Here is a 26,322-nt window from a genome sequence, read left to right on the forward strand (position 1 = left end):
TATGATAACACCGCAGCGTCAAATTTTATTGCTAAAATATAGTGTTATCCTTACTAAGAAACAACCAACAACTGACAGCTTTATCGTAATGTGTCGCCGATTATATCACTGGCGGTACTAGCAAATGAAATCTTTTAGTTTGAGTATCACAGGCTATTATTTATAAGCAAAAACCTTCTTAAGAATTAGGCGAATCGCCATCGGACAAATTAACACCCATCAAATGTTGCCATTGCGCTTGTACTAATGCTCGTGTTTCTTTCCACAGTGACTCATCCACCAATAGCGATTGCTCTGATAGTGCCAATTGATGAGTAGCAGCACGAATTCTGAGGTAGGCATCCGTTAAATCTTGGCAGACTTGCTCCTCCCAAATACCCAGTGATGCCACTTCTTCGAAAATACGAACGTTGTCGCTCCATTTGGTCAGGCTTGGATGCTCATGCGAATAAGCCAATACTGCAAATTGCGCTAAGAACTCAATGTCGATGATCCCGCCTGCATCTTGTTTAAGATGAAACTTACCTGCTTGTTGTTGCCATTGACTGGTGCCCAGATGTTTTTGCATCTTAATACGCATACTGGTGACTTCTGTACGCACCTGCTCTATCGTGCGCGGTAATGACAATACGTCTCGGCGAATATCACAAAAGCGTGCCGTCACTCGCTTGTCACCGCAAATCGCTCGCGCCCGTACCAAGGCTTGATGCTCCCACGACCATGCCTTTTCTAGCTGATAGGTTTCAAAAGCATGACAAGACACCACCATCATGCCAGCATTACCTGAAGGACGCAGACGCATATCAATCTCATAAGCGCGGCCATCTCGAGTTTGGGTATTGAGATAGTTCATCAGCTTTTGTACCAAACGGGCAGCAAACTTCATACCGCTGACTGATTTTTCACCCGTAGTCATGCCCTGCTCTTTTATTTTATGCAAAAACACCAGATCTAAATCTGAAGAATAAGACAGCTCTAGCCCGCCAAGCTTGCCATAACCAATGATGGCAAAACCGCAGTCTGCCTCGGTCACTGGGTCGCCATCTTGACCAATAGGATAGCCGTAGCGTTTGACAATTTCTGCAAAGGCCCGTTCTAATGCGGCTTCTAGTACCACCGCTGCGATATACGTAAGAGAATCCGACACCTTCATAATCGGACGCTCAGCCAATACATCACTGGCGGCGACCGCCAACACTTGGTTCTTCTTAAATAGTCTTAATACGCTGAGCAGCTCTTCTTCGTCATTAGGCTCTACGCGCAATAGCTGTTGACGCAAAATATCACGCAACTCTGGCTTGTCCGGCAAGTGGCGATAGCGCTGCTGTAAAAAAGTATCTAAAAGCACAGGATAATGTGCCAACTCTTTGGCAATCCAAGGACTGGCCGATAGCATGGGTATCAGCTCAATTGTCGCATTGGGATTTTCTGCAATCATCACCAAATAGATAGAACGACGACAAATCGCTTCGAGCAATGTAATGAGACGCGGCAAAGCGGTATTGGCCAATTGCTGCTGCTCTTGATGAGCGAGTAACGCATGGATAATCACAGGATAAGCGTCATCCAACCGCTCGCGAGCCTCATCGCTTAAGTTAGCGACCATCTTTGACTGCCAAAAATCTTGTAATAGCACTCGATTTTCTGCCGTGAGCACATCATTCAATCGTGCAATCTGTTCATCAAGATGTTCGGGCTCAAGATCTGTGTCTTCATGATCCGGTACCTGACGTTCGGTCACCATACGCTCAAAGGGAACATTGACATTGTCTCGGTGGTGGTTAAGGGTATCTAACAGTGCGTTCCAATCGTCAAACCCAAGGGTAACTGCCAAGTTATGCTGCCACTGCGGATCATGTGGCAGGCGCTGAGTCTGTTGATCATTAATCGCTTGAATGGCGTGTTCAAGGCGACGTAAAAAACGATACGCGGCTTGGAGCTCTTGATAAGTAGTCCTCTCTAGATACTCAAGCTTATGTAATACCTGCATCGCTTGTAAACAAGATTTCACCTGTAATTGAGGATGCCTGCCACCATAAATTAACTGAAAGGCCTGCACAATAAATTCAATGTCTCTGATACCACCAGCACCCAGCTTGATGTTATCCAAATCCTCCCGCTGAGCGACTTGGTTTTGGATAAGGGATTTCATCTCCCTGAGCGCTGAAAAAGCACTATAATCCACGTAATAACGGAAAACAAAGGGCTTGATGAGCGCTTGTATCTCATCATAAAACGGCTGTTCTAGCTGCCCGACTACTCGCGCTTTTAGCCATGCAAAACGCTCCCATGCACGTCCATGTTGAGAGAAGTACTTCTGTAATGCGGATAGATGAATGGCCAAATCACTACCGTCACCCCAAGGGCGCAAACGCATATCGACCCGAAAGACAAAGCCATCAGCCGTCTTTTGATCCAGTAATTTAATAATACCTTGACCAAGCCTTGTCATAAACCGCTTATTATCTATGCTGCGCGTGCCTTTTGATTTATCACCGCTGGTTACACCGCGAGCCTGATGAACAAAGATAAGATCGATATCACTCGATAGGTTCAGCTCATGAGCGCCAAGCTTACCCATCGCCATAATCGCCATGTCATCAATTTGCACGTTACCTTTAGCATTGATAAACGTTGGTTCGCCGTACTGTTTAATCAAATGCTGGTAGGTATAATCTTTGGCAAATGAGATACAGCCGTCTGCAAACTCAGACAGCTCGTCGGTCAATTGCTCAAGTGCTATCAGTTGTAAGGCATCTTGCCAAATCCAGCGCATCATCAGCAGTGTACGTAGATGACGCAGGCCACTCATCACCTTCACTTCATCAGCAAGTTGGTAATTATCATCTAACGTATAATCTTGAATCAAATCATCGATTTGCTGCCGAGTTAAGGTTCGATCTAACGGGTAGCTACGTAAAAACGTTTGGCATGAAACCGTTCGACTCTCCCAAATTTGATAAGCGAACTCGCTTGCCGTCTGCAATATTTGCAGCTGTTCGGTTGTATACTGACAATCTGTACCATGGGTTGCACGTGAAGGCATAGCGGATGACATAGGGAACATAACTCCTTGCATAGAGTGATAAGACTACGTGAACTTAGCGCATAAGTTTATCGTTTTTTCTTACGAAGTAGTCACAACATCAACTAACGATACGCAATATGTCGGTATTTAATATAAAACTACGTTTAATGACAGTGACCCTATTTGCTTTTGAGCACTTTATGGTAGCATAAACAACTTTAGCGCAGATGATTGAAAAGAGCTCTTATGACCACCATGACCCCATTGCTTCTGATTACTGCTGATCCTAGCCACCCACTTGCCCATTTAGCGCTACGTTATGCACGCGCTTATCTGAAAAATGCTGCCAATAATAAAGATATCAATGATAGTGTCACCTTAGATAATGTCACCTTAAACGTGTTTTTTTATGGCGATGCGGCGCATACGGCCAATGGTTTACGCTGGCAGTCGGCGGATCAAATTAATTTGACCAAAGAATGGCAAACGCTCGCTGAGCAGTTCCAGTTAGCGCTGCCTGTCTGTGTCAGTACTGCTCTCAGTCGCGGCATTAGCGACACGGATAACAGCAAACGCCATCAACTTAATGGTGACAACCTTGCCACCGGCTTTTCACTGGTCGGACTGAGTGAGCTTGCGATGATGATGCAAGGCGACTGTCGTTTGATGCAATTTTGATGACTTGCCGTGCAGACAGATTACATCTTATGATAATAACTGTCAGCGACCAATTAGATTAGGAATTAACCATGAAATTATTAATTCAGCTGCTCACGCCGACTGAAATGGCGAGTTATGAAGGCTGTGCGCTTGCATTAACGCTAGCCACCTTTGGTCATGAAGTACAGCTGTATTTGGATGCGCCTGTTTTTGGCTTGTTGATGCAGCCTGCGTCGCGTTTGCACGGCATGATTCAGTCGCTTGAGCTATATGACATGCCAGCCGCTTGGCTACCTGACGATGTCTTTAGCGGGTGGGTCACGGGTATGCTGCCTATTGATTTGGCTTCACAATTGACATTGATACCTGAAGTGGTGAACGCTTCAGATTTTGAGCAAATACTACGCTTTTAGCCTCGCCATTTTATTTGTAATACTTTAAATACTAGGACGTGTCCTCATTTTAAAAATAGAGATGAAAATGAGGACACGCCTTATCCTAAATCTAGCAACGAATCGGACACTGTTATGGCAACTTTATATCAAATACACAGCACAATGGATATGCTCAGGCGCAGTGTCGATGAGATGTCACGGACATGGCGCACCGGTGACAGTATTCTCTTGCTTGGTAGCACCGTGGCTTTTATCAGTTGGCTTGATGCCTATTTGAGTGACAGTGAAATACAAGGCATCGCAAATATTTATGCCTTAGCCGATGATGTGGCGCAGCTAAGTACCAATACCAGCGCGAAGCTCAATTTAGAGACCAAGTTGAGTGGGCTGTTAACCGATGAAGAATGGGTCAATCTAACTCAGAGTACCAATTTTAGTAATACCGATGCTAATAATGCGGGGTTTGATAAAGTAGTGACCATTGCCCTATGAATAACGATAATTCGATCAATTACGATATAACCAATCATGATATAACAGCGGCAATCAACGTTGAATTAGATCAAGACGGTCATTTATGTGACCATAACATCTGGACCCCTGATATCGCTCAGCAATTGGCCAACACTCTAGAGGTGCATCTAGAAACTGAGCATTTACAAATTTTACAACAGGTACGGGCATTTTTTACTCAGTTTAATCACGCACCAGCCACGCGCCCACTGATTAAATGGTTACAGAAAACCTTGCCAGAGCATGATATCAGCAATCAGAAACTACAGCAGTTATTCAACACTGGCTTGGTTGCCCGCCATGTCAATCGCCTTGCCGGTCTGCCCAAACCACCCAACTGTTTGTAAGATATATGGCTTATAAGATATATGAATGGCGATGAATACCTGAATGTTGGATCATCGCCTGCAATCAGTAAAAAATGCATGGCTATTTTGGATCATATACCGTTAAGGTTTCATAACCGATACTACGACCTTCATCGCCAGTAAAATCTTGCTGACGCCATACCTCATACAAACATATCGCCACACTATTCGATAAGTTCAGACTGCGTGAATCAGCCAGCATTGGTAGCCTCAGCCAATTATCAGCACCTATATCTTCACGAATATCATCTGCCAAACCTGCCGTTTCAGAGCCAAATACTAAGGCAACATTAGGCATCTGGTCAGTCATCGGCTGTCCACCAAAGTCATAGTCATAGAAAGGCTTGCTCAGTTTGGTGGTCAATGCTGTGACAATATGACAATCCGCTGCCTGTAGCGCCCGTTTTGCTGCTGCCCAATCATCATGTACTTGTAGGTGCGCGTATTCATGATAATCCAAACCTGCACGCCGCAGCTTTTTATCATCAAGCTCAAACCCTAATGGCCTGACCAAATGTAGCTGCGCGCCCGTGTTGGCACATAAGCGGATAATATTGCCCGTGTTACTAGGCATTTTTGGCGCTACCAACACAATATGGGTGGTCATATCGACTCCTTAAGTCGTCAAATCTGCGTATTATCGTCGATCCAAGATAACGTGGACAGACTCTACTAAAATGATGGTTATTTGAATTTCTGAGCAAAAGGTAATTAAAAGTTACAGTTTACTGCCAATAATTACATTTTGATACTTTGCACAGTTTTTAACTTTCACTATGATGTCTCTAACGGATATCGAGATAGTATTTATCAATTATTATCTTATCCAATAACCCCTCAGTGAGGCTCAAGCCTAATGCTTAGCATCACTGTTATTATTTATAACGACCCATTTTTGAGGATTCTATTATGAAAAAATTAATCATCGCATCTTTAACTGCTATGTTTGTTCTAACTGGTTGCAACACTTTTAAAGGTTTGGGCCAAGACGTATCAAGCGCTGGCGAAGCTGTTACTGGCGGCGCACAAGACGTACAAAATAAAATCTAAGTATTGATTTTTTTGAGTATTTGAAAGGCTTATCATTTACGTGATAAGCCTTTTTTTATGACTTTATTTTTCGATCGTGAAGACTGACATCAAAGACGCCGTGAATATCTCCAATTATAAGAAAGCTCGCAATATCTGATTGAGATAACGTTGACCCAATAGCGTTGGCTGTAGTCGTTCAGTATTGTCTACTAGCAATCCCTGAGTAATCAATTGCGCCACTTGTACAGCAATATCATCGTAACTCAGCCCTGTCCTTGCGGTAAACATCGACCAAGCGACGCCATCATGTAGACGTAGCGCATTCAGCATAAACTCACTCACCAACTCCTCACTATCAATTTCCTGCCAACCCACCATTTTTGGTGCGTTTTGTTTAACAGAAGAATCAGTGTTATCTTGATAATCCACATAATCTTTAGGCAATCGTGACTTACTAAAACGATAAATACCAGAATCTGCTAGCAAGTCATTCTTTAAGCGATTCTCTGTTAATGCTGATGCTTCATGAGCAATAGTTACTTTACCATGCGCGCCCGCACCAATCGCTAGGTAGTCACCAAATTGCCAGTAATTAACATTGTGACAGCATGCCTCATCTGACGCGCCTGCCCACGCGGATACTTCGTAATTGCGGTAGCCCAACTGCTGCAACAACGCTTGACCTGCCTGCTCAATATCTGCCAAGTTATCCTCATCTGGCAAAATCGGCTGGCTACGGTAAAATACGGTATTGGGCTCAATCGTTAATTGATACCAAGAGATATGCGTCGCCCCAGCATCATGCGCCATCTGGATATCGTTCAGCGCCTCATTCATCGTTTGCTGCGGTAGCCCATGCATCAAATCGACATTGACTCGCTCAAACCCAGCCTCGCGCGCCGCACGAATCGCTGACAATGCTTGTGCAGGGTCATGTATGCGACCAAGGGTTTTGAGCTTATCAGCCGCAAAACTTTGTACACCTATCGACAAACGATTGATACCCACCTCTAAATATTGGGCAAAAGGCGCATGCTCAAGCGTGCCTGGATTGGCTTCCATCGTCACTTCAATGCCGTCAGCAAACTTAAAGATGTTGCGTAGGCCAGTAAACAATCGCTGGTATTGCACAATGGGTAGCAGTGAAGGCGTACCACCACCGATAAAAATCGAACTGATTTCACGCGCTTGGGTTAACGACTGCTGCATGGCGGCATCTGACAGCAGCGCATCCACATATTCGTCATACATAGATAGTTGCATATCCATCGGCAACTCATGCGAATTAAAATCACAATAAGGGCATTTTTTGACACACCACGGGATATGAATATAAAGCGCCAGTGGAATGGCGCTTACCTGTATCCCACTCGCAGTATTATTAAAAGCGCTGAGATTATCAGAAAAATGAGCAGGTGTAATATTTGACATAAACGAAGGTATCTATAAAAAAGGTTACATAAATGGATGACTGCTGTCACTAGCAGAAAGTAGCGCTAGGATAACGGCTAATGTGATTAAAAAAAAGGCTATCTTAAAGAAAAGCCGATCAATAACAAAATCAGTCACAAACATGCATGTTAACCCTGTACTTTTATAGGCAAAATAGTGAAGAATGATGGCATAAAATGACATTGCATACAGTGACATTGCAAATAATGAATGGCTGATAATGATAAATAGGATAAAGATATGGCTTATTGGTTGATGAAATCCAACCCCAAGTTTTTTGGTATTGATGATTTGCAACGCCTAGAGACCGACAGTTGGGATGGTGTGCGCAATTACCGCGCTCGTAACTTCATGCGTGACGAGATGCAGGTCGGCGACAAGGTGTTCTTTTATCACTCTAGCGCTAAGCCGTCTGGCGTCGCTGGCATCATGACGGTAAGCAAAGCAGGCTACCCTGACCCTTGCCAGTTCCATCCTGAGCACCGTCATTACGATCCTATTGCCACCGAAGATGAGCCACGATGGTATATGGTAGACGTCACTTTTGAGCAAGCATTTATTGATATTCTACCACTATCAGCCCTTAAATTTTTACCCGCACTTGAGGGTTCACTATTAATGAGAAAAGGCTGTGAGCAACTTACCGTGATTCCACTAGACGCCAAACACTGGTACGCCATTATGGATATGGCAGAAACGCTTAATCTACTATCTGAGCAACCAGTGGTTAGATAGTAACGATTGAGTAAGGTTTTTAGTGTTATAAACGAACACTTATTGATGCGCTGCCTGCAAAAAATTTGCTATATTTGCGATTTATGCTCAACAATTCATTTCTCGATTTTCTTTATCACACCTTTATCCCCATTATCAGGACCCGCTTATGAGCGCACCCAAACTACTATTATCTGTATTAACCGTCAGTATATTCAGTCTGACCCTTAGCGCTTGTGGCAGTGACGGGGACAAGGTCAAAGACGAATATGACCGAATAGAAGATCAGGTGAAAGATGAATATGATCGTGTGGAAGACAAGGTCAAAGAGAAGTATAAAGAAGTCGAAGATAAGCTGAGCGATGATGAAAAATCCATGGCCGAGATTCTGGAGTCGGTATTTTTACCAGAAGAATCGCTCGATAATTTCTTGGATAAAATAACCCCAGAAGGCGGTCGCGGCGGTTTATATGTCGGACACTTTATTGAGATTGACGATGGTGACAGCGACGATATCGATATCGGTGCCGTTTACTTTGACATCAGCAAAGATGGCGCTGGCAGCGTAGATGGTAGCGTTAGTTATCAGCAGCAAGCCTGCCAAGAAAATAACACTCTGGGCATCAACTCAGCCATTAAGGTTGACAACTATATCGCGGGTAAAATAACAGGCAGTCTCGATACGTTAGCGTTTTTAGACATTAAGTATATCAATGATTTGGGCGTAGAAACACCGAACTTATTAACCACCTTTGCGGGGAGCTTTGAGGAAAAAGAAGCAGGATCACCTTGGAGAGGTAGCTTTGAGTATCAGGATGGCCTTGGCGGTAAAAAACTAACCAGTAGCGAAAAAAATTGCAACGTCACCTACACCATCAGCGATCGCTCTAATTTTAAGACGTACCCACTTGATTATAGTCTGGGCAAAATGACTCTTGATGTCATCGGTAATGGCAGTCAAAAGACCGTCAGTTGGCAAAATCCTGCCAATACCAAGCATTTACTGGTCAGCCAAATTGATGTCAACAAGGCCGAGTCTGGTGCCAACGGCTATGTGCAGAACGTGATATTAAGTAATCTTGAAACGCAGTTTGCCCCTGTCATTCCAGCCATGTTCACCAATTACGTGATTGTCGTGCAAGCATTTGATGCCAATAATACCTTGATTGGCTATCAAGCAGTGGTGCAAGATTTGCCTGAGTCGCTATAAATGCCTGCTGATGTGCCTATAAGTTAGAATGGTTATCGTCCAGTGCACACTCTATTGAATCGATTACCTTTCACAGTCAGTTTTTAAGATCAATACAACGCTTTTAAAGCGTTGACATCATAGCGTGGCTTCTTTACCATTCTATTTATTTATGACCTGTCAATCCACTGCTTGGATTGACAGGTTATTTTTATTTTTGTGCCTGACTTTTTTTGCATACTCTGTCTATATAGGCTTGCTCATATTATTTATCGGAGTATTATCGTCGGCACGACTCCCCCTTTTACATCCATCCAAAAAACTGGATTGGCTTGGTTAAACTTGCTTAGGGCGTGTCCTCATTCTCATTTGCTTTTCTGCTCAAATTTTTGGTCATGGTATGACCGTCTCGCTATTGTTTTATTGATGGCAATATTTGCTCATCTATCATAATTACCGCAAAGAATAAAAAGTTGCTCACTATGGTTTTCCCATTATCTTTTAGAGATTTTAAAAGCTACAGCTTACGCTTAGGCGTGCTCGCGCTTCCTATTTTAATTACTCAGTTTTGCCAAGCAGCACTTGGTGTGGTCGATGCTATCATGGCAGGTCAAGTCTCCGCGCTTGATTTGGCGGCCGTCGCCGTTGGCTCTGGTATTTGGCTGCCGCTGTTTTTATTAGCCACTGGTATTTTAATCGCCACCACCCCTCTTATTGGTGAGGCGATTGGTCAAAATAAGCACCATCAAGTGCCGCATATCACGCAGCAGTCTTTATGGACCGCTAGTGTCATTGGTATTATGGGCTTTATCATCGTTAATTTAGCACCCAATGTACTTGGGGTCATGGGTGTGCCTGAAAACATCCAACCGATCGCAACGCAGTATTTGCATGGCGTGTCGTTTGGTTTTCCCGCACTGGCTGTCTATGCGGTACTGCGCAGTTATTGCGAAGCACTTGGGCGACCTGAGCCGGTGACAGTGATTAGTATTATCGGGCTACTTGCCGATATTCCCCTTAACTATATTTTTATCCACGGTCTGTTTGGCATGCCCGAAATGGGCGGCGCAGGCTGCGGGGTCGCAACGGCAATAGTGTTATGGATAAACGTTTTATTACTGGCGGCTTATACCAGCTTTACTAAGCGACAGCAGTTTGCCAGCACGCGCTTCTTTTATGCCTTTGCCAGTCCTAATCGTGCACAGATTAAAAAGCTCCTCAAACTTGGTATTCCGATTGGTATCTCTATCTTTTTTGAAGCCAGTTTGTTCAGCTTGGGCGCTCTTGTTATCAGTCCATTAGGTGAGCTAGCAACCGCATCGCATCAGGTGGCATTAGCGGTGACTTCCCAGCTGTTTATGATTCCGATATCGGTCGCTATGGCACTGACAATCATGGTATCCAATCGTTTTGGCGAAAAAAACCTCATGGCGTTACGTCAAGTGCAAGCCACTGGTCTTATCTGGACAGTATTGATTGCGCTCACTTGTATGATTGGTATTTGGCTATTTAGGCCGCAATTGGCAGCCGCATTCTCTGATAACCCAGCCGTTATCACGCAATCTATGCATTTACTTATTTTTGCCCTTGGTTATCAGCTGTTCGATGGCTGGCAAGTCAACGTCGCTGGTATATTGCGCGGCATGCAAGACACCACGATACCAATGTGGGTCACGTTGTTCTGTTACTGGCTGGTGGCATTGCCACTCGGTGTTTATTTGGTGCGCTTCACCGATATAGGCGCACAAGGGTTTTGGATGGCATTAATCACGGGTTTATTCTTATCGTCTATTCTACTCACCCTACGCCTGCGCTATCAACAAAAGCGTCTGACGACGATGTGGGGTTAATGCATCAGCTATACTGATGTAAATGCAGTATCTACTAACCATGACTGGCGCTACATGGTCACATAGACTATGATAAATCATTAAGCATTTCTTACTCGTAAGAAATGCTTACGTCATAATATGTAAAAAAACTCAGTTAACAACTGTACATCGATTGCTCATTGCCATGAATATAGGTATCATTAGCAATTACCTACACAATATTTAGTTACACTATTTCTTGAAATTAGTAGAAGGCAAAATTAAAACTATGGATATTGAAAAAATACGCACCCTAATCGCCCTCATGGAAGAAAGTGAACTGGTTAATTTAGAAATCAGCTCAGATGATGAACATATCAGCTTAACTCGTCACTATGATGCGCCTGCACCGACCATGATGGCCGCACCTACTGCTGGCATTGCCCCTGTCACTGCTGAAGCAAAGCCAGCGGTAAAAGCGGGTAGCGTTGAGACATCGCCGATGGTTGGTGTTTATTACTCAGCCCCTAGCCCTAATGATCCGCCATTCGTAAAGGTCGGACAAAAGGTGCAAGCTGGTGACACATTGGGCATCATCGAAGCCATGAAAATTATGAATCCTCTTGAGGCAACGCAAAGTGGTGTCGTTGACGAAATCTTAGTCGATAACTCCGAAGTGGTACAGTTTGGTCAACCCGTCATACGCTATAGAGCTTAACGACACTATTTACCAACCTTTACCTCATTATGATAGAGATTTCGTTATCATTTGGCATTTTAGCTTGAGTTATTTTATCTTTATCGTAGCTCGATTTAATGGTGCCTAAAATAACGACTCTATCAATGACCGCCGCTTCGACAAGGATGACCCCATGATAAAAAAACTGCTCATCGCCAATAGAGGTGAGATTGCCCTACGTATCGTTCGAGCCTGCAAAGCCCTTGGCATAGAGACCGTCGGTATCTACTCCACAGCTGATGCAAACTTGATGCACCTGCGCTTTGTTGATGAGGCAATCTGTATTGGCAAACCCAATGCCAATCAAAGCTATCTTGATATCAATACTATTTTAACCGCAGCTGAAATCACTGGTGCCGACGCTATCCATCCGGGTTATGGTTTTTTGGCTGAAAATGCTGAATTCGCTGAACGCGTCGAAGAAGCAGGTCTCACTTTCGTTGGTCCTAATGCTGATCATATTCGATTAATGGGCAATAAAGTCTCTGCCATTAATGCGATGAAAAAAGCTGGCGTACCGACCGTCCCTGGTTCAGTGGGCGCGGTAACGTTGCATAATGCTGAAGAGCAAGCACGCCATATCGGCTTTCCGTTATTGATTAAAGCCGCTTCTGGCGGCGGCGGTCGCGGTATGCGTGTGGTTGAGCGCTTCGAAGAAGTCATTGGGCAAGTACAGGCTGCTAAGCAAGAAGCTGAGCTGTGGTTTGGTGATGATACCGTGTATATGGAACGCTACCTACAAAATCCGCGCCACGTAGAGATACAAGTGCTTGGCGATGGTAACGGTAATGCCATTCACTTATACGATCGAGATTGTTCATTGCAACGTCGTCACCAAAAGGTATTAGAAGAAGCCCCTGCGCCTGATATCCCTGATGATGTACGTCAGCCTATCTTAGATGCTTGCGTTAAAGCATGTGAGTTGGTGAAATATCGCGGTGCCGGTACTTTTGAGTTTTTATTTGAAAATAATGAATACTTTTTTATTGAGATGAATACTCGTGTGCAAGTTGAGCATCCGGTAACTGAGATGATTACTGGCATCGACGTGGTTGTCGAGCAGTTAAAAATCGCAGCCGGCTACGGTTTGTCTTATCGTCAAAGCGAGATTGAAATTCAAGGCCATGCCATTGAATGTCGCATCAATGCTGAAGATCCAGCCACCTTTATGCCTTGTCCTGGTACAGTCACTCAGTTATTTGCCCCCAGTGGTGCTGGTGTACGCTTTGACTCGCACCTCTACCCGGGCTACGAGATTCCAAGCTATTATGACTCATTGATTGGCAAGCTTATCTGCCATGGTCAAACGCGCCAGCAAGCCGTCTCTAAGACGCTGCATGCACTCGATGAATTGGTGATTGAGGGTATTAAAACCAATATCCCGCTGCATCGCGATGTCATTTTGGCAGATGACAATTTTATTCACGAAGCACAAAATATTCATTACCTTGAAAGAGAGCTTCTAACTGGCAATAAAAAGAAGGCGGATGTATAACCTGCTTTGATTCATTGTTAAACATAAAAAAACCGCTACCTATTTAGATAGCGGTTTTTTTATGTTTCTATTGTAGAAAAAAATGGTCTTAAGTCTTATGATTAACGATAAAGTGCTATGGCAACACTCTATTAAAATTCATAAAGCATTCATTACCATCAGGATCCGCACACCACTGCATTTGGTTGCCGTCGTGGTTTAAAAACGCAATCAACGCTTCGTCAGTTTGGTCGATTTGGTTACCTGAACAATCTACTTCATTGTTGTCATAGACTGTTTTTAGCGCAATAATGGGCAGCCCTTCTTCGCGGTGCGTGATTAGGTAACGACCATATGTCCACTCTTTGCCACTCACTGCCCACATCTCATTATCGGCCGCAAAATTGTATAGCTCGCGGCACTGGCTTGCTTTTTTGGCAGAGACCTTTAACTGGTTGTTGGTATTTGGCTTAATATTAAGGACGCGCTTTTCACTTTGCACAAGGACACCGCCTTCTGTACCAGCAGTTACTTCTGGCTCATCACTTTTTGTCTGTTTCAGCTCTTTTGCTACAGCTTGTCTGGCTTTGGCTTCTTTGGTCATCGTGATACTACTGTCTAAGTCGATTTCCCATTGTCCTGCGATAGCTGGGCTGATATGAGTGGTAATAGTCGGTTTAGTGACCACTTCGCCATTTACTGGCAATGACGCCAAAATAGCAGCCAATGAAAATGAAGCAAGTGAGATAGGTTCCATAATTAACCTTTTGTTTATAATAATATAATAATATAATAATATGAGTTATGTACATTAGCGTAAGTCTTAGACATCAAAAACACAAGTAACATTATGCTATTAGTCGCGATGCTTTAGCCAACTGCAAGATAGGCGATAATCATAAATGTCTACTTTCTACATATAGACTGTCTTTTTTCATGCAAAAAATAACGCCATCGCTTTACTTGCTAAAGACAAGAAGCGACAGCGTTATAGCGACAAGTTATCAAAACGATCATAAAGACATTAAGCAGTGATAGTACTAACTGCTTGAGCAAACGCTGATAAGGCGCCTTTAAGCATCGCTGATACAGTACTGCTGCAAGTGCCAATACCAGAATAAACCTCCCCATCAACATTCAACTGAATGTAAGCAGCGGCATTGGCATTGGTTTTGTTGTCATTATTGGTATCATCATCGATGCCATCACCGCTATTGTGCTGTGGATTGATGGCATGCTCAGCGTAATTAATAACATGGATAGATTTACCAGTGTGCTGGGCAAGTCCGTCTATAAACGATGATAATGGACCATTACCAGTGCCATCAATATTAATGATGTCCCCATTCATTTGTACTTGACCAGTAAAGTAGACTTCACCGCCTTTATTATTGACCGTATAATCTAATAGCTCAAAACTGCCTTGCTGTAGATACGTGTCTTCAAAGGTTTGTAAGATTTCATCATTCTGCAATTCGCGAGCAGCTGATTCAGCTTGCTTCTGTACCACGCCGCTGAAGTCAATTTGCATCCAGCGCGGCAAATTAAAGCCATAGTTGCGCTGCAAGATATAAGCCACACCGCCTTTACCAGACTGGCTATTGATACGTACCACATCCTGATAACTACGACCGATATGCGCCGGATCAATTGGCAAGTAAGCCACATCCCAAACGTTATCCGTCTCGTTTTGATGCTTTTCGTTATAATCGAGAGATTTTTTGATGGCATCTTGATGCGAGCCACTAAAGGCCGTAAAGACCAATTCGCCGACGTATGGATGACGCGGATGTAAGGGCAAATTGTTACATTCGCTGACCACTTGTACAATTTCGCTCATGTTACTAAAATCAAGCTCTGGATCGATACCTTGACTAAACAAGTTCATCGCCATGACCATGATATCCATATTACCCGTACGCTCACCGTTACCCAATAGCGTACCTTCGATACGATCGGCGCCCGCTAATACCCCAAGCTCTGCTGCTGCAACCGCACAGCCACGGTCATTATGCGTATGCAAGCTGATAATGACATGCTCACGCTGGGCAAGATGACGGCAGAAATATTCGACTTGGTCGGCAAAAACATTGGGCATAGACGCTTCAACCGTCGCTGGCAAGTTTAAAATTACTTCCTGCCCTTGTTGTGGTTGCCACACATCACAGACCGCATCACAGACTTCTACAGCATATTCAGTTTCCGTTTGACTAAAGCTCTCTGGTGAATACTGGAATACCCACTCTGTTTCTGGGTATTTAGCCGCATATTCAACCAATAATTTAGCACCAGTAACAGCAATTTCTTTGATTTCAGCTTTATCTTTACCGTAGACCTTTTCACGTTGTACACGGCACGTTGAATTATAAACATGGACAATCGCACGCTTCGCGCCTTTCAATGACTCAAACGTACGGGCGATCAAATGCTCACGAGCCTGTACCAATACCTGCAAAGTCACATCGTCTGGGACGTGATTTTCTTCGATAAGTTTACGAGCAAAATCAAACTCAACCTGCGCCGCTGATGGAAAGCCAATTTCAATTTCTTTAAAACCAACCTCAACCAACGTTTTAAAAAAACGCATTTTTTGTTCGATCGTCATCGGGTCAATCAGTGCTTGATTGCCATCACGCAGATCCACACTTGCCCAAATTGGTGACTTTTCAATCGTTTTGCTCGGCCAAGTACGATCTGACAGCGATGGCGCAAAAGCAAATGGACGATACTTTTTATAATCAAAAGCGGCATTTTTGGGTGTAATCTTTGCAGTCGTTGAAGCTACAGTGCGTTTGGCTTGGTCAGACATAATCAATCCTTAGATGATATGGGAATTTATGTTTTTAGCTGGACGGCTGGTGATTAGATCAATGTTTATCATACGAGATAACCAATGTTTATACCATAATAATATCAGAGTTTATGCAATAGAAATCAGCTTTCTTTGATAATATATGGCGCTATTTTAGTGAAAAAATACAATTTAATCAGTATAATTAGCTGAATTCACTAATAAAGCAACAGATCATGCCAAACAGTCATCTGGATAGTCCATATTTAGCCGATATTGATGAGATCGATCGACAGCTCTTGCGCGTATTGCAAACTCAGGCACGTATGAGTATCACCGAGCTTGCCGAACGCGTCAACCTGTCAGCCACGCCTTGTGCACGCCGTATTAAACGCTTAGAAGATGCTGGTATTATCACAGGTTATCACACCAAAACAGATGCGCAAAAACTTGGCTACCCGCTCGCCGTCTTTATCGCGATTAGTATGGACCGCCATACGGCTGAGCGCTTTGAGCAATTTGAGCGCAAGATTCAGAGCTTTGATGAAGTCATTAGCTGTAGCATTGTCACGGGTCGTACGGAAGACTACCTTATCAAGGTAAGGGTACGCGATATGGCACATTATGAGGAGTTTTTATTACATAGGCTCAATCGTATCGAAGGTGTTGCTCAAGTGCATACCAGTTTTGAGTTGCGAGAAATATTTAATCGTAGTGTGGTTTAGTAGTGTCGTTTAAATGGTAGTCGGTGGCTGTCGACGAAACAATAGTAATAGTAACAGCACCAATCCAACCATCAATCCAGCGGCGGCAACGAGTAGCCCTGCATTGAAATTGTCGTCCTGCCCTGCCAATGCTACCGTCACCAATGGTCCCAAGAACTGACCCAATGCATAAGCCAAAGTTGCCAATCCTATCAGCAAATTTGAGTAAGCAGGATTGATGTTTTTAATCAAAGTGAGCGTCATCGACACCATACCTACGAATGTCAGCCCTAAAATAGCAGCATTACCATACAACCCAATAGCGCCGTCGAACCATATGGGCAAGCACATGCCAAATGCTTGTAATATTGTTAAACCTATTAATGTTTTTATTTCACCAATTCGTTTGGCAAGTGCGCCCCACAGTGGATTTGATAACATCGCAAACACACCAACGACTAGCCAAATGAGCAATCCAGCATACGTCTGCGTCGTGAGCCGCTGTGCTGCCATGACTGGCAAAAAGGTCGCAGAGGTAATATAACCGAATCCTGCCAGTACATAGCTCGCTGACAGCAAAGCAATAGCCTTACGATGACCAGCAATGGCCTCATACAAAGCGCGCTTAAAGCTCAAATAGGTTTGATGCACTGACACGTGCTGTTTAGGATCAGTCCGCAGCAAGTCGGAACCATTTGTTTGTCTTGGTTTTACCGCATAGAGTAGCCATAACAGAGGTAAGCTTGTAAAGCCTGCTACCAACCAAATGACATCAAAATGATAGCCCAATATTAACAACCACCACGTCAGTATGGCAGAGGCACTGATGCCCACACCAATACCTGCGTAGTGTACTGCCGACAGTACAGAGCGGCGTTCAGGACTTAAGCTTTGAATAACAAACGATGAGCTTAAAATCATCGCTACCCCGCTTGCAATACCTGCGATTAGACGAATGAGATACCATAGAGTTAATGACATATCGGGTACGACAAGTAGCATCGTTGTGACGACACTTATAATTGCCCACAGTGTCAGCGCTTGCCACGTCGAGCGCTGAGGCACAAACATGGCGATGAGGGCACCGATAAAATAACCGATGTAATTGATAGAGGCAAGCCAGCCTGCAATCGTCGTTGAAATCGAAAGTTGCACCATAATATCGGGCAAGGTAGCAGTAAACAAAAAACGCCCATAGCCCATGACGACTGCCATGCAGTACATACCGATACAGGCAATGGCAGCTTCATTGGTAATATGAGGAAAAGCACGGCTTTTGAGAGCAGTCATCATGACAGAGCCATTTTTGCGGCAATTAGCACACAATCCTTTGTGTTAGAGCATTCAAGAGCAGCGGCAGATTAATAATCAAACATACAAGCGAAAACTACGATACGTTTACTGTTGGTGACATGGTCACATCTGTTTCTGTGTGTCCTAGCATTTGTACGCGTTGATCACTAAACATATCCATATCAGGTGCCAGCGTACGCATAAAACGGTCAAAATAGAGCATCTGTTTGGTCAATAAAGCAAAGTCACGTGGGAAATGAATACCATGGCGCTTACCGACTTCTACAATCTCAAGCATCATTTTATTTAGCTCATCGGCTTGTTCTTTACTATTAAAAGGCACACCACTGGTAAAGGATTTGTCCTCCGCCATAATAGTCTTCATCATACGCTGCAAATCATTACCCAATGCCACTACATCGACTTTATTGCCACCATGGGTCATTTCCATATCAATCATATGGCGCGCCATCGCTTGATAGTCACTGTCCTGCATGGCTTGCATCATACCCATGCACGCACGCCAACTCTCAGCTTTTAGCTTACCGACAATACCAAAATCCAAAAAGCCAATACGACCATCGGTTAATAGCATCAAATTGCCCGCATGCAGGTCAGCATGAAAACTGTTGCACAGCATGAGACTGGCAAACCACGTATTCAAGGTATCCGCCATGACTTGCGCAGGATCAGCACAATACTGACGCATGAGCGACTCATCGACCATAGATACGCCGTACAAGCGGCTCATGGTTAGTACACGCTTGGTCGTCAGCTCTTCATATACTTTGGGTGCTACCACGCGTGTATTGCCTGATACGGCTAAGAACTGCTGAAAATCGCGGATGTTTTGTGCCTCAGCGATAAAGTCAGTCTCGGCAAGCATACGCAGGCGAATCTCATCGATAATCGGCGCAATACTGGCAAACTTCATCGACGGCATCAGAATCTCAAGTAACTTAGTCACCCCATGCAATACGCCCAAATCCGTTTGCATAATAGTCTCGACGTCAGGCTTTTGTACTTTTAATACGACTTCATCGCCATTATGCAACCGTGCCGCATGAACTTGCGCAATAGAAGCTGATGCTAGTGGCTTTGAGTCGATATGGGCGAACTTATCAGCGAGCGTCATGCCATCAACCGCCAACTCTTCTTTCAATACCTGCTCGATATAGGCATAAGACAGTGGTGTGGTCTGATCCAAACAGCTCTGAAAAGCTTTTACATATTCGCGTGGAAACAGTGACGGCGTACTGGCGATAAACTGACCAATCTTGATATAAGTCGTGCCCAACTGCTCAAACGTTTCTTTTAATAATGTGGCATCAGGCTTTTCACCTTTTGCCACTCTCAGCGCAGATAAACCTGCCACGCTGGCTGTTTGGCGAACACGGTTCATGACATTGAAGGTATGCTTTAATAAATGCGGACGATGAATTTTCATAAAAAACAACTATGGTCATAAGAAAGGGTTTTGAGAATAGGTGATTACAAGTAATGACAAGTTACACAGCCACTAATAAACAATAACTAGTGACTACTACAGACAGGACACGCAGCATCTTGGCGATAGCCCATCAGCCGTTGTTGCATCTGGCTACCATCCCATATTAATAGCTTATTTGTCAGTGGATTTTTGGTTAATCCCAAATACTGCAGGGCAGCATTCGCTTGCAAATTACCCATGATAGCAGTGGTACTCGCTAGCACACCTGAGTTGGCACACGTACGCTCATCAGCCGCCGCATCAAGTACTACCGAACCAAACACGCAGTGATAACAACCAGTGTTTAGTTGCGGCTCAAATAGCGCCAACTGACCTTGCATCGCAATCGCTGAGGCAGATAATAGCGGGATTTTATAGCGCACGCTAATACGATTGATGACATCACGCGTAGCAAAATTGTCGGTGCAATCTAAAAGCAAGTCAGGCTTGCCTGTCGCCATATCGAGCAATTCATAAGCATTGTCTTCGCTTAATCTTGCAACTGTACCGCTCGCGGTAATTAAAGGATTAATACGCTCTAACATGTGCGCCGCTGTTAGCGCCTTAGGTTTACCGATATCCTCAGGTAAAAACAGCGTTTGGCGCTGCAAGTTACTGGCTTCAATGATGTCATCATCTATCAGATGAATGTGCCCAAGTCCTGCACGCACCAGCGTCTCAGAAGCAGGACAACCAAGCCCGCCTGCCCCTATCATGACCACACGAGCTGACTTTAAGCGTAATTGAGCGTCAATATCCCAACCGTCTAATAATATCTGCCTTGCATAACGCAGCAGCTCTTCATCCAACAACCGCCCTTCATCTGATGTGTGCGCCATATTTATTACCAATAACCTATTATTAAAGAAGTCTACTAACAAAAATCTGATGACTTAATTTGACCAAGCGTAACACGATCATTACCACCATAATCTTGTACTGTACGCACAGATTCAAAGTCACTGTCTACAAACAACTTGCGAACGGCATCACCTTGGTCAAAACCATGTTCGATAGCGAGTAGCCCACCGACACGCAAGTATTTCGGTGACTGTCCTACGATATGCTCTATATCAGCAAGCCCATGATTGCGGGCACTTAAGGCACTAATAGGTTCGGCTACAAGGCGTGCCAAATGCTCATCTTCCTCATCGATATAAGGAGGGTTAGACACAATCACATCAAATAATAGCTCGCCATGACTGGGCAGCTCGTCATACCAACTGCCTTGTATAAACTCAATATCAGCAACATCATTGATAGCTGCATTGTGCTGAGCAACCTTGAGCGCTTCTGGCGACATATCCACCGCAACGACTTGCCAGCTTTCGACCTTACTGTCTGAACGCTGCGTATTTAACTCATGTGCAAGACTAATCGCAATACAACCTGAACCCGTCCCTAAATCCAATAACCGTTTTGGGCTGCTGACACTGTTTGGCTGAGATTTTATCCAAGTTAATACTTGCTCAATCAGTATCTCAGTATCAGGTCGCGGAATTAAAGTGTACTCATTGACCCTAAATTTTAACGACCAAAATTCTTGCTGACCCGTCAAATACGCAAGTGGCATTCCTTGCTGCATCCTTGTTACACCTGCATTGAATTGCTCAAATTCAATGTCTGTTAGCTGGTAACCTTCATCTGTGATTAGCGCTATCGCAGGCTTATCAACGACATACAACAGCCAATCTGTTAGCCAAAATGACGGTAGCTTGCTATTTGCAGTCTCATTCGTCAATTGCTGAATGTGCTGCTTTATTTGACGAATAGTCGATGCTGTCATAAGTAACTCTTAAAAATATGATGAATCAATGAGAATAAAATACTGCTTAGCCTACTCTGACGCGCGTGGTGGCTCTTTGGTGTCGGTCAGGTTTGGATTCGCCTTGGCCAACTTATCACTGCTTCCATCATTATTGTCATCGCCATAAATATCATCGTTATCACCAATGACGATATGCTTATCGACAAAGTAAATCAACGCCAGAATCGGAATACCTATCGCAAAGGTAAAGATAAAGAAGAATGGATAGCCCATATTATCAACGATAGCACCGGAATATCCGCCCATGACTTTAGGAATCAACGTCATAAGTGATGAGAAAATAGCGTACTGAACTGCTGTAAAACGAATGGAGGTCAACGCTGATAAAAAAGCAATAAACACTGCACTAGCAAGCCCTGCTGCTAAGTTATCAAATATGACCGCAACATACATAAACGGCAAACTGCCTGGGTTATAAGTTAGTAGCACAAATAACAAATTGGTCGCACACGCAAGAATTGCCCCAATCATCATGGCATGCATCATACGGAAACGCTGTGCCAATAGCCCACCTAAGAACCCACCTGCAATCGCCATAATCACGCCGACGAGTTTCACTGCATTGGCAATATCTGTTTTACTAAAGCCCATGTCTTGATAAAAAACGTTGGAAATCACGCCTGCCACAATGTCTGAAATTCGATATAGACCAATTAGTGCCAATAATAAAAATGCCTTTTTGCCATAGCGTCTAAAAAAGTCTAAGATCGGCTCGACCCAAGTGGCCATGGCTACTTCTTTTTTCACCAACCCCACTTGTACCAATGCATAACCTGCTACTATCGCTACACTCAAGCTTATCAGCAGATGCAATGTTTCAACAAAGAAGCTGGAGAATGCTCCTTCAAACTCTGGCAGTACTGGTCCCATCAATATATAAGCGGCGATAAAAGCGACCACAGAAAATACAAATAGCGCCACCAATCTCACGTAGTCTTCGCGAGTTTCGGCAACCAATGGCGCTTTATTGATAATTTTTGGTTGATTGATAATGAAGTACAACAGCAGTAAAGGAGCACAAGCGACCAGTGCCAAAAAGTAAAACTTAATCGCTGGCATGACCATTAACGGTACCATTGCCAATGTGCTATCAAATACTGTATTAATCAAAATATTGATCAGATAGATAACGCCAAAAATCAGACCTGGGATAAGTAATAAAGCAGAATAAATAAGAAATACTTTCAAATTGCCCTTTTGCTTTTTACTTTGCAACGTTTCAGCCGTTGGCTCATAGCTGGCAAACGTGGTTAATACCCCTAATGTCATGACACCTGCCATAATGTAGTAAGTATTTCGCCATGCCTCATAACTATAAAAAGTCTCATTCGAGCCAAAAAAATCTGCCAAATATAACGCGCCTGCCCCCGCAACGATCATGCCGATACGATAACCCGACACATAAATAGAGGATAGAATGGACTGCATCGATGGCGGCGCAAGCTCGATGCGGTAAGCATCAATCACGATATCTTGGGTGGCAGAAGAAAAGCCAAGCAAAACCGCAGCGCCTGCCATGTAGACTAAAACGTCTTCACTAACTGGATTAACATTTGCCATCAAAAAGATAGCCAATATGATAAGCAGCTGTGATACCACCATCCAACTGCGACGACGACCCAACCATTTGGTCAAAAATGGCACAGGAAGCGCATCTATTAATGGCGCCCAAATAAATTTAAACGAATAACCCAGTGCCGCCCAACTAAACATGGTCACAACACTACGATCAATGCCTGCCTCTCTAAGCCAAAGTGATAAACTTGAAAAAATAAGCAGTATAGGAATACCCGCTGAAAAGCCCAAAAACAACATGATAATGACACGAGGGTCTAAATAAGCCTTTGCAGCCTCTCCCCATGATTTTTTGACAGCTGATTGATTGGGTGGCACAGATTTGACAGCAGACATAATCGCTCACTAGCACTTAAGAAAAAGAACACAACCGCGCACAATTTTTATCAATCATTAGTATCATCTATCGGTAACTGACACTGATAAATAGCACTGATAAACGGGATCGATAAAAATTGCTTAACGTTGCACAAATACAGCCATTACAACAAAATTGAATTATGGTACTTGAGAACGCTGACCTTGACTAGACATTCTAACGATATTTTTGCATTAACCTTTCTTTCTACTGGTGAATAAAACCTAACTTATAGACTAGGGTTTACTTTCATATTAAGAATGGGTATAAAAATAAGGAAAATCTCGCATTTTGCATCATAACCATTTTATACAAACCCCTTTCTCTTGTGATTAGCCAATCATTATCCTGATAAGTCATTAATAATTAATGCTTTAATAACCAAAACTTCTTGCTACATTCTTACTTTTATATATTTAAAAAATATTATTTTATTAGATATATCATTTATTTTACAAAACAATGCGTTTATATAAATCGCCTCCCTAAATCAATCATTATTCTATATGCTAGAGATGACAAATAATTTTTGCAAACAATAGTAAATAACACCCTCGATTGCCATTTATCTGATTACTGCCTAGGAGCCACATGATGACTAACTCAAACTCAACATCAGATGCTGCAAGTAACACCACTTATGATAAAGGAGATGGTCATGGACCAACCATTCATAGTGAAAATGTAGATACTTCGCACGAGCCACAACGTCCAAGCATGGGTGGCTGTCCTGTCATGCACCAAGCACATACTACGAACGCCTCGGCAGCAACCGATTGGTGGCCGAATAGCTTAAATTTAGATATCTTGCATCAGCAGGATCACAAAACCAATCCAATGGCTCCTGACTTTGATTACGCAGAAGCCTTTAAGCAATTAGATTTAGAAGCCGTCAAGCAAGATTTAAAAAATCTAATGACTGAGTCACAAGCATGGTGGCCAGCAGATTGGGGTCATTATGGTGGGTTGATGATTCGTATGGCTTGGCATTCTGCCGGTACTTATCGACGCTCCGACGGCCGCGGTGGTTCTAACACTGGTAATCAACGCTTTGCGCCATTAAACAGTTGGCCGGACAATGTCAATTTGGACAAAGCACGTCGTCTATTATGGCCAATCAAGAAAAAATATGGTAACAAACTTTCTTGGGCAGATTTGATGATACTAGCGGGTAATATGGCCTATGAATCTATGGGCTTTAAGACGTTAGGTTTCGCTGGTGGACGTACCGATATTTGGCATCCAGAAAAGGATATCTATTGGGGTTCCGAACGTGAATGGCTTGCTGCTACCAAAAATCGTTATGAAGATAATAATCAGCGTGAATCACTAGAGAACCCTTTAGCAGCGGTACAAATGGGCTTGATTTATGTCAACCCTGAAGGTGTCGATGGCAACCCTGATCCAATCAAAACAGCACAAGATATTCGTACTACTTTTGCGCGTATGTCAATGAATGATGAAGAAACGGTCGCCTTGACTGCTGGTGGTCACACGGTTGGTAAATGTCATGGTAATGGTGACGCTACCTTATTAGAAGATGAGCCAGAAGCTGCTGATATCAAAGAGCAAGGTCTAGGTTGGCGCAACCCTAAAGGTACAGGTAATGCTGGCGACACCATCTCAAGTGGTATCGAAGGTGCATGGACCACGCATCCAACCCAATGGGATTATGAATATTTCGAGTTATTGCTAAATCATGAGTGGGCACTGACTAAGAGTCCTGCTGGTGCTTGGCAGTGGGAACTTATCGATATCAAGGAAGAGGATCGTCCTTTAGATGCACATGATCCAAGTGTACGCCGCAACCCAATCATGACCGATGCTGATATGGCAATGATTAAAGACCCTGCTTATCGTAAAATTTCAGAGAACTTTCATCAAAATCCAGAATATTTCGATGAAGTATTTGCAAAAGCTTGGTTTAAGCTTACCCATCGTGATTTGGGGCCAAAATCTCGCTATTTAGGGGCGGATGTGCCAAGCGAGGACTTCACTTGGCAGGATCCAATTCCACAAGGCAATGTTGATCTGAGCGCTGATGATATTGCAATCTTAAAAGCACAGATACTAGGCAGTGGTATCGACCATCGCGAATTTATTATTACCGCTTGGGATAGCGCTCGTACATTCCGCGCCTCAGACTATCGCGGCGGTGCCAATGGTGCACGCATTCGTTTAGCCCCGCAAAAAGACTGGCTAGGTAATGAGCCTGAGCAATTGGCTCGCGTACTTGAGGCGCTCACTGCCATCCAAACGAACTTTGATAAAGACGTCAGCATCGCAGATTTAGTGGTACTCGCTGGTAACACCGCCATTGAAAAAGCAGCAGCTAATGCAGGTGTTCAAATTGAAGTGCCATTCGATGCGGGTCGTGGCGATGCGAGCGATGAGATGACTGAAACAGAGAGCTTCTCTGATTTAGAGCCACGACATGATGGCTACCGTAATTGGATCAAAGGCAGCTATGCCATATCACCTGAGGAGATGCTATTAGATCGTACTCAGCTGATGGGCTTGACTGCACCCGAAATGGTCGTTTTAATCGGTGGTATGCGTGTCTTGGATACCAACTACGCTCAGAGCCAACAAGGCGTCTTTACTGAGCGTGCTGGGACACTTAGCAATGACTTCTTTGTGAACTTGACAGACATGAGATATTCTTGGCATCCCGTTAAGACAGACAATAATGACGCCCCTGCCCTCTATGAAGTGCGTGAGCGTACTACTGGCAATGTAAAATGGCAAGCCAGCCGCGTAGACCTAGTGTTTGGCTCAAACTCCATACTACGCGCTTACGCTGAGCTCTACGCACAGGACGATAACCTAGAAAAATTCGTTCATGACTTTGTAAAGGCTTGGAATAAAGTGATGAATGCGGATCGTTTTCGCTAAAACCCACTGAAATA

Annotated in this window: 22 protein-coding genes; 12 read left to right on the plus strand and 10 right to left on the minus strand. The window is 43.8% G+C overall.

What is annotated here, in order from left to right:
* Positions 1–178: 178 nt before the first annotated feature.
* A complete protein-coding gene (glnE, locus tag JMW94_RS03945; protein ID WP_201601489.1) occupies positions 179–3,058 on the minus strand; it encodes a bifunctional [glutamate--ammonia ligase]-adenylyl-L-tyrosine phosphorylase/[glutamate--ammonia-ligase] adenylyltransferase in 2,880 nt (959 codons plus the stop codon).
* A 216-nt stretch (positions 3,059–3,274) separates the two neighbouring features.
* Between glnE and tusD the strand changes: the two genes are divergently transcribed.
* The 4 genes from tusD (at position 3,275) to JMW94_RS03965 (ending at position 4,943) form a co-directional block, all read left to right on the plus strand.
* On the plus strand, positions 3,275–3,706 hold the full coding sequence (gene tusD / locus JMW94_RS03950; protein ID WP_087815247.1) for a sulfurtransferase complex subunit TusD: 432 nt from the start codon (positions 3,275–3,277) through the stop codon (positions 3,704–3,706).
* Between the two features lie 71 nt (positions 3,707–3,777).
* Complete coding sequence (locus JMW94_RS03955) at positions 3,778–4,101, plus strand: hypothetical protein (protein ID WP_045454966.1); 324 nt, start codon at positions 3,778–3,780, stop codon at positions 4,099–4,101.
* A gap of 114 nt (positions 4,102–4,215) precedes the next feature.
* Entirely contained in the window at positions 4,216–4,575 is a 360-nt protein-coding gene (locus tag JMW94_RS03960) for a hypothetical protein (RefSeq protein ID WP_227685406.1), read from the plus strand.
* Positions 4,572–4,943, plus strand: coding sequence for a TusE/DsrC/DsvC family sulfur relay protein (locus tag JMW94_RS03965; protein WP_087815245.1), 372 nt, complete (start codon positions 4,572–4,574; stop codon positions 4,941–4,943). Before JMW94_RS03960 ends, JMW94_RS03965 begins: the two co-directional genes overlap by 4 nt.
* A gap of 82 nt (positions 4,944–5,025) precedes the next feature.
* Here JMW94_RS03965 and JMW94_RS03970 read toward each other — a convergent pair whose 3' ends face one another.
* Entirely contained in the window at positions 5,026–5,571 is a 546-nt protein-coding gene (locus JMW94_RS03970) for a tRNA (cytidine(34)-2'-O)-methyltransferase (protein WP_087815244.1), read from the minus strand.
* 302 nt (positions 5,572–5,873) lie between these two features.
* Here JMW94_RS03970 and JMW94_RS03975 point away from each other — a divergent pair, with 302 nt between their 5' ends.
* Positions 5,874–6,014 (plus strand): entericidin A/B family lipoprotein, encoded by a 141-nt coding sequence (locus JMW94_RS03975; RefSeq protein ID WP_045447789.1) that lies wholly within the window; start codon positions 5,874–5,876, stop codon positions 6,012–6,014.
* A gap of 114 nt (positions 6,015–6,128) precedes the next feature.
* Here the strand turns inward: JMW94_RS03975 and hemW are convergent, their stop codons facing one another.
* The gene (gene hemW / locus JMW94_RS03980) at positions 6,129–7,427 is read right to left on the minus strand and encodes a radical SAM family heme chaperone HemW (protein ID WP_201601503.1); all 1,299 of its coding nucleotides are present in this window, start codon (positions 7,425–7,427) and stop codon (positions 6,129–6,131) included.
* A 261-nt stretch (positions 7,428–7,688) separates the two neighbouring features.
* On the opposite strand from hemW, the gene JMW94_RS03985 reads away from it, so the two are divergent.
* The 5 genes from JMW94_RS03985 to accC all read left to right on the plus strand — a co-directional run bounded on the left by JMW94_RS03985 (position 7,689) and on the right by accC (position 13,396).
* On the plus strand, positions 7,689–8,183 hold the full coding sequence (locus JMW94_RS03985) for an EVE domain-containing protein (protein ID WP_201601506.1): 495 nt from the start codon (positions 7,689–7,691) through the stop codon (positions 8,181–8,183).
* Positions 8,184–8,331: 148 nt separating this feature from the next.
* A complete protein-coding gene (locus JMW94_RS03990) occupies positions 8,332–9,372 on the plus strand; it encodes a hypothetical protein (RefSeq protein WP_201601509.1) in 1,041 nt (346 codons plus the stop codon).
* A gap of 461 nt (positions 9,373–9,833) precedes the next feature.
* Positions 9,834–11,201, plus strand: coding sequence for an MATE family efflux transporter (locus JMW94_RS03995; RefSeq protein WP_201601756.1), 1,368 nt, complete (start codon positions 9,834–9,836; stop codon positions 11,199–11,201).
* 250 nt (positions 11,202–11,451) lie between these two features.
* Positions 11,452–11,880: an acetyl-CoA carboxylase biotin carboxyl carrier protein gene (accB, locus tag JMW94_RS04000; protein ID WP_201601526.1), complete on the plus strand. Its 429-nt coding sequence runs from the start codon at positions 11,452–11,454 to the stop codon at positions 11,878–11,880.
* Between the two features lie 154 nt (positions 11,881–12,034).
* Positions 12,035–13,396 carry an acetyl-CoA carboxylase biotin carboxylase subunit gene (gene accC / locus JMW94_RS04005; RefSeq protein WP_045454980.1) on the plus strand — a complete coding sequence of 454 codons (1,362 nt, stop codon included), beginning with the start codon at positions 12,035–12,037 and terminating at the stop codon, positions 13,394–13,396.
* Between the two features lie 115 nt (positions 13,397–13,511).
* Here accC and JMW94_RS04010 read toward each other — a convergent pair whose 3' ends face one another.
* Positions 13,512–14,132: a hypothetical protein gene (locus JMW94_RS04010; protein ID WP_201559819.1), complete on the minus strand. Its 621-nt coding sequence runs from the start codon at positions 14,130–14,132 to the stop codon at positions 13,512–13,514.
* Positions 14,133–14,399: 267 nt separating this feature from the next.
* Positions 14,400–16,184 (minus strand): 2-isopropylmalate synthase, encoded by a 1,785-nt coding sequence (gene leuA, locus JMW94_RS04015; RefSeq protein ID WP_201559818.1) that lies wholly within the window; start codon positions 16,182–16,184, stop codon positions 14,400–14,402.
* 218 nt (positions 16,185–16,402) lie between these two features.
* Between leuA and JMW94_RS04020 the strand changes: the two genes are divergently transcribed.
* Entirely contained in the window at positions 16,403–16,891 is a 489-nt protein-coding gene (locus JMW94_RS04020) for an Lrp/AsnC family transcriptional regulator (RefSeq protein ID WP_201559817.1), read from the plus strand.
* Between the two features lie 9 nt (positions 16,892–16,900).
* Here JMW94_RS04020 and JMW94_RS04025 read toward each other — a convergent pair whose 3' ends face one another.
* The 5 genes from JMW94_RS04025 to JMW94_RS04045 all read right to left on the minus strand — a co-directional run bounded on the left by JMW94_RS04025 (position 16,901) and on the right by JMW94_RS04045 (position 23,391).
* Positions 16,901–18,163 (minus strand): YbfB/YjiJ family MFS transporter, encoded by a 1,263-nt coding sequence (locus JMW94_RS04025; protein WP_201601529.1) that lies wholly within the window; start codon positions 18,161–18,163, stop codon positions 16,901–16,903.
* A 94-nt stretch (positions 18,164–18,257) separates the two neighbouring features.
* Entirely contained in the window at positions 18,258–19,610 is a 1,353-nt protein-coding gene (locus JMW94_RS04030; protein ID WP_201601532.1) for an ABC1 kinase family protein, read from the minus strand.
* Between the two features lie 86 nt (positions 19,611–19,696).
* Positions 19,697–20,491: a HesA/MoeB/ThiF family protein gene (locus JMW94_RS04035; protein ID WP_201601535.1), complete on the minus strand. Its 795-nt coding sequence runs from the start codon at positions 20,489–20,491 to the stop codon at positions 19,697–19,699.
* 35 nt (positions 20,492–20,526) lie between these two features.
* The gene (gene prmC / locus JMW94_RS04040) at positions 20,527–21,438 is read right to left on the minus strand and encodes a peptide chain release factor N(5)-glutamine methyltransferase (RefSeq protein ID WP_201601538.1); all 912 of its coding nucleotides are present in this window, start codon (positions 21,436–21,438) and stop codon (positions 20,527–20,529) included.
* Between the two features lie 51 nt (positions 21,439–21,489).
* Positions 21,490–23,391, minus strand: coding sequence for an AmpG family muropeptide MFS transporter (locus JMW94_RS04045; RefSeq protein WP_201601541.1), 1,902 nt, complete (start codon positions 23,389–23,391; stop codon positions 21,490–21,492).
* Positions 23,392–24,130: 739 nt separating this feature from the next.
* Between JMW94_RS04045 and katG the strand changes: the two genes are divergently transcribed.
* Positions 24,131–26,308 (plus strand): catalase/peroxidase HPI, encoded by a 2,178-nt coding sequence (gene katG / locus JMW94_RS04050; RefSeq protein ID WP_201601759.1) that lies wholly within the window; start codon positions 24,131–24,133, stop codon positions 26,306–26,308.
* Positions 26,309–26,322 lie beyond the last annotated feature (14 nt).

This window comes from Psychrobacter immobilis, assembly GCF_904846185.1.
Taxonomy (GTDB): Bacteria; Pseudomonadota; Gammaproteobacteria; order Pseudomonadales; family Moraxellaceae; genus Psychrobacter; species Psychrobacter immobilis_B.

What these genes read in the sequence shown, in the direction of transcription:
- glnE (WP_201601489.1), bottom strand. Translation starts at nt 3,058, where the DNA reads ATGTCATCCGCTATGCCTTCACGTGCAACCCATGGTACAGATTGTCAG.
- tusD (WP_087815247.1), top strand. Translation starts at nt 3,275, where the DNA reads ATGACCACCATGACCCCATTGCTTCTGATTACTGCTGATCCTAGCCAC.
- JMW94_RS03955 (WP_045454966.1), top strand. Translation starts at nt 3,778, where the DNA reads ATGAAATTATTAATTCAGCTGCTCACGCCGACTGAAATGGCGAGTTAT.
- JMW94_RS03960 (WP_227685406.1), top strand. Translation starts at nt 4,216, where the DNA reads ATGGCAACTTTATATCAAATACACAGCACAATGGATATGCTCAGGCGC.
- JMW94_RS03965 (WP_087815245.1), top strand. Translation starts at nt 4,572, where the DNA reads ATGAATAACGATAATTCGATCAATTACGATATAACCAATCATGATATA.
- JMW94_RS03970 (WP_087815244.1), bottom strand. Translation starts at nt 5,571, where the DNA reads ATGACCACCCATATTGTGTTGGTAGCGCCAAAAATGCCTAGTAACACG.
- JMW94_RS03975 (WP_045447789.1), top strand. Translation starts at nt 5,874, where the DNA reads ATGAAAAAATTAATCATCGCATCTTTAACTGCTATGTTTGTTCTAACT.
- hemW (WP_201601503.1), bottom strand. Translation starts at nt 7,427, where the DNA reads ATGTCAAATATTACACCTGCTCATTTTTCTGATAATCTCAGCGCTTTT.
- JMW94_RS03985 (WP_201601506.1), top strand. Translation starts at nt 7,689, where the DNA reads ATGGCTTATTGGTTGATGAAATCCAACCCCAAGTTTTTTGGTATTGAT.
- JMW94_RS03990 (WP_201601509.1), top strand. Translation starts at nt 8,332, where the DNA reads ATGAGCGCACCCAAACTACTATTATCTGTATTAACCGTCAGTATATTC.
- JMW94_RS03995 (WP_201601756.1), top strand. Translation starts at nt 9,834, where the DNA reads ATGGTTTTCCCATTATCTTTTAGAGATTTTAAAAGCTACAGCTTACGC.
- accB (WP_201601526.1), top strand. Translation starts at nt 11,452, where the DNA reads ATGGATATTGAAAAAATACGCACCCTAATCGCCCTCATGGAAGAAAGT.
- accC (WP_045454980.1), top strand. Translation starts at nt 12,035, where the DNA reads ATGATAAAAAAACTGCTCATCGCCAATAGAGGTGAGATTGCCCTACGT.
- JMW94_RS04010 (WP_201559819.1), bottom strand. Translation starts at nt 14,132, where the DNA reads ATGGAACCTATCTCACTTGCTTCATTTTCATTGGCTGCTATTTTGGCG.
- leuA (WP_201559818.1), bottom strand. Translation starts at nt 16,184, where the DNA reads ATGTCTGACCAAGCCAAACGCACTGTAGCTTCAACGACTGCAAAGATT.
- JMW94_RS04020 (WP_201559817.1), top strand. Translation starts at nt 16,403, where the DNA reads ATGCCAAACAGTCATCTGGATAGTCCATATTTAGCCGATATTGATGAG.
- JMW94_RS04025 (WP_201601529.1), bottom strand. Translation starts at nt 18,163, where the DNA reads ATGATGACTGCTCTCAAAAGCCGTGCTTTTCCTCATATTACCAATGAA.
- JMW94_RS04030 (WP_201601532.1), bottom strand. Translation starts at nt 19,610, where the DNA reads ATGAAAATTCATCGTCCGCATTTATTAAAGCATACCTTCAATGTCATG.
- JMW94_RS04035 (WP_201601535.1), bottom strand. Translation starts at nt 20,491, where the DNA reads ATGGCGCACACATCAGATGAAGGGCGGTTGTTGGATGAAGAGCTGCTG.
- prmC (WP_201601538.1), bottom strand. Translation starts at nt 21,438, where the DNA reads ATGACAGCATCGACTATTCGTCAAATAAAGCAGCACATTCAGCAATTG.
- JMW94_RS04045 (WP_201601541.1), bottom strand. Translation starts at nt 23,391, where the DNA reads ATGTCTGCTGTCAAATCTGTGCCACCCAATCAATCAGCTGTCAAAAAA.
- katG (WP_201601759.1), top strand. Translation starts at nt 24,131, where the DNA reads ATGGGTGGCTGTCCTGTCATGCACCAAGCACATACTACGAACGCCTCG.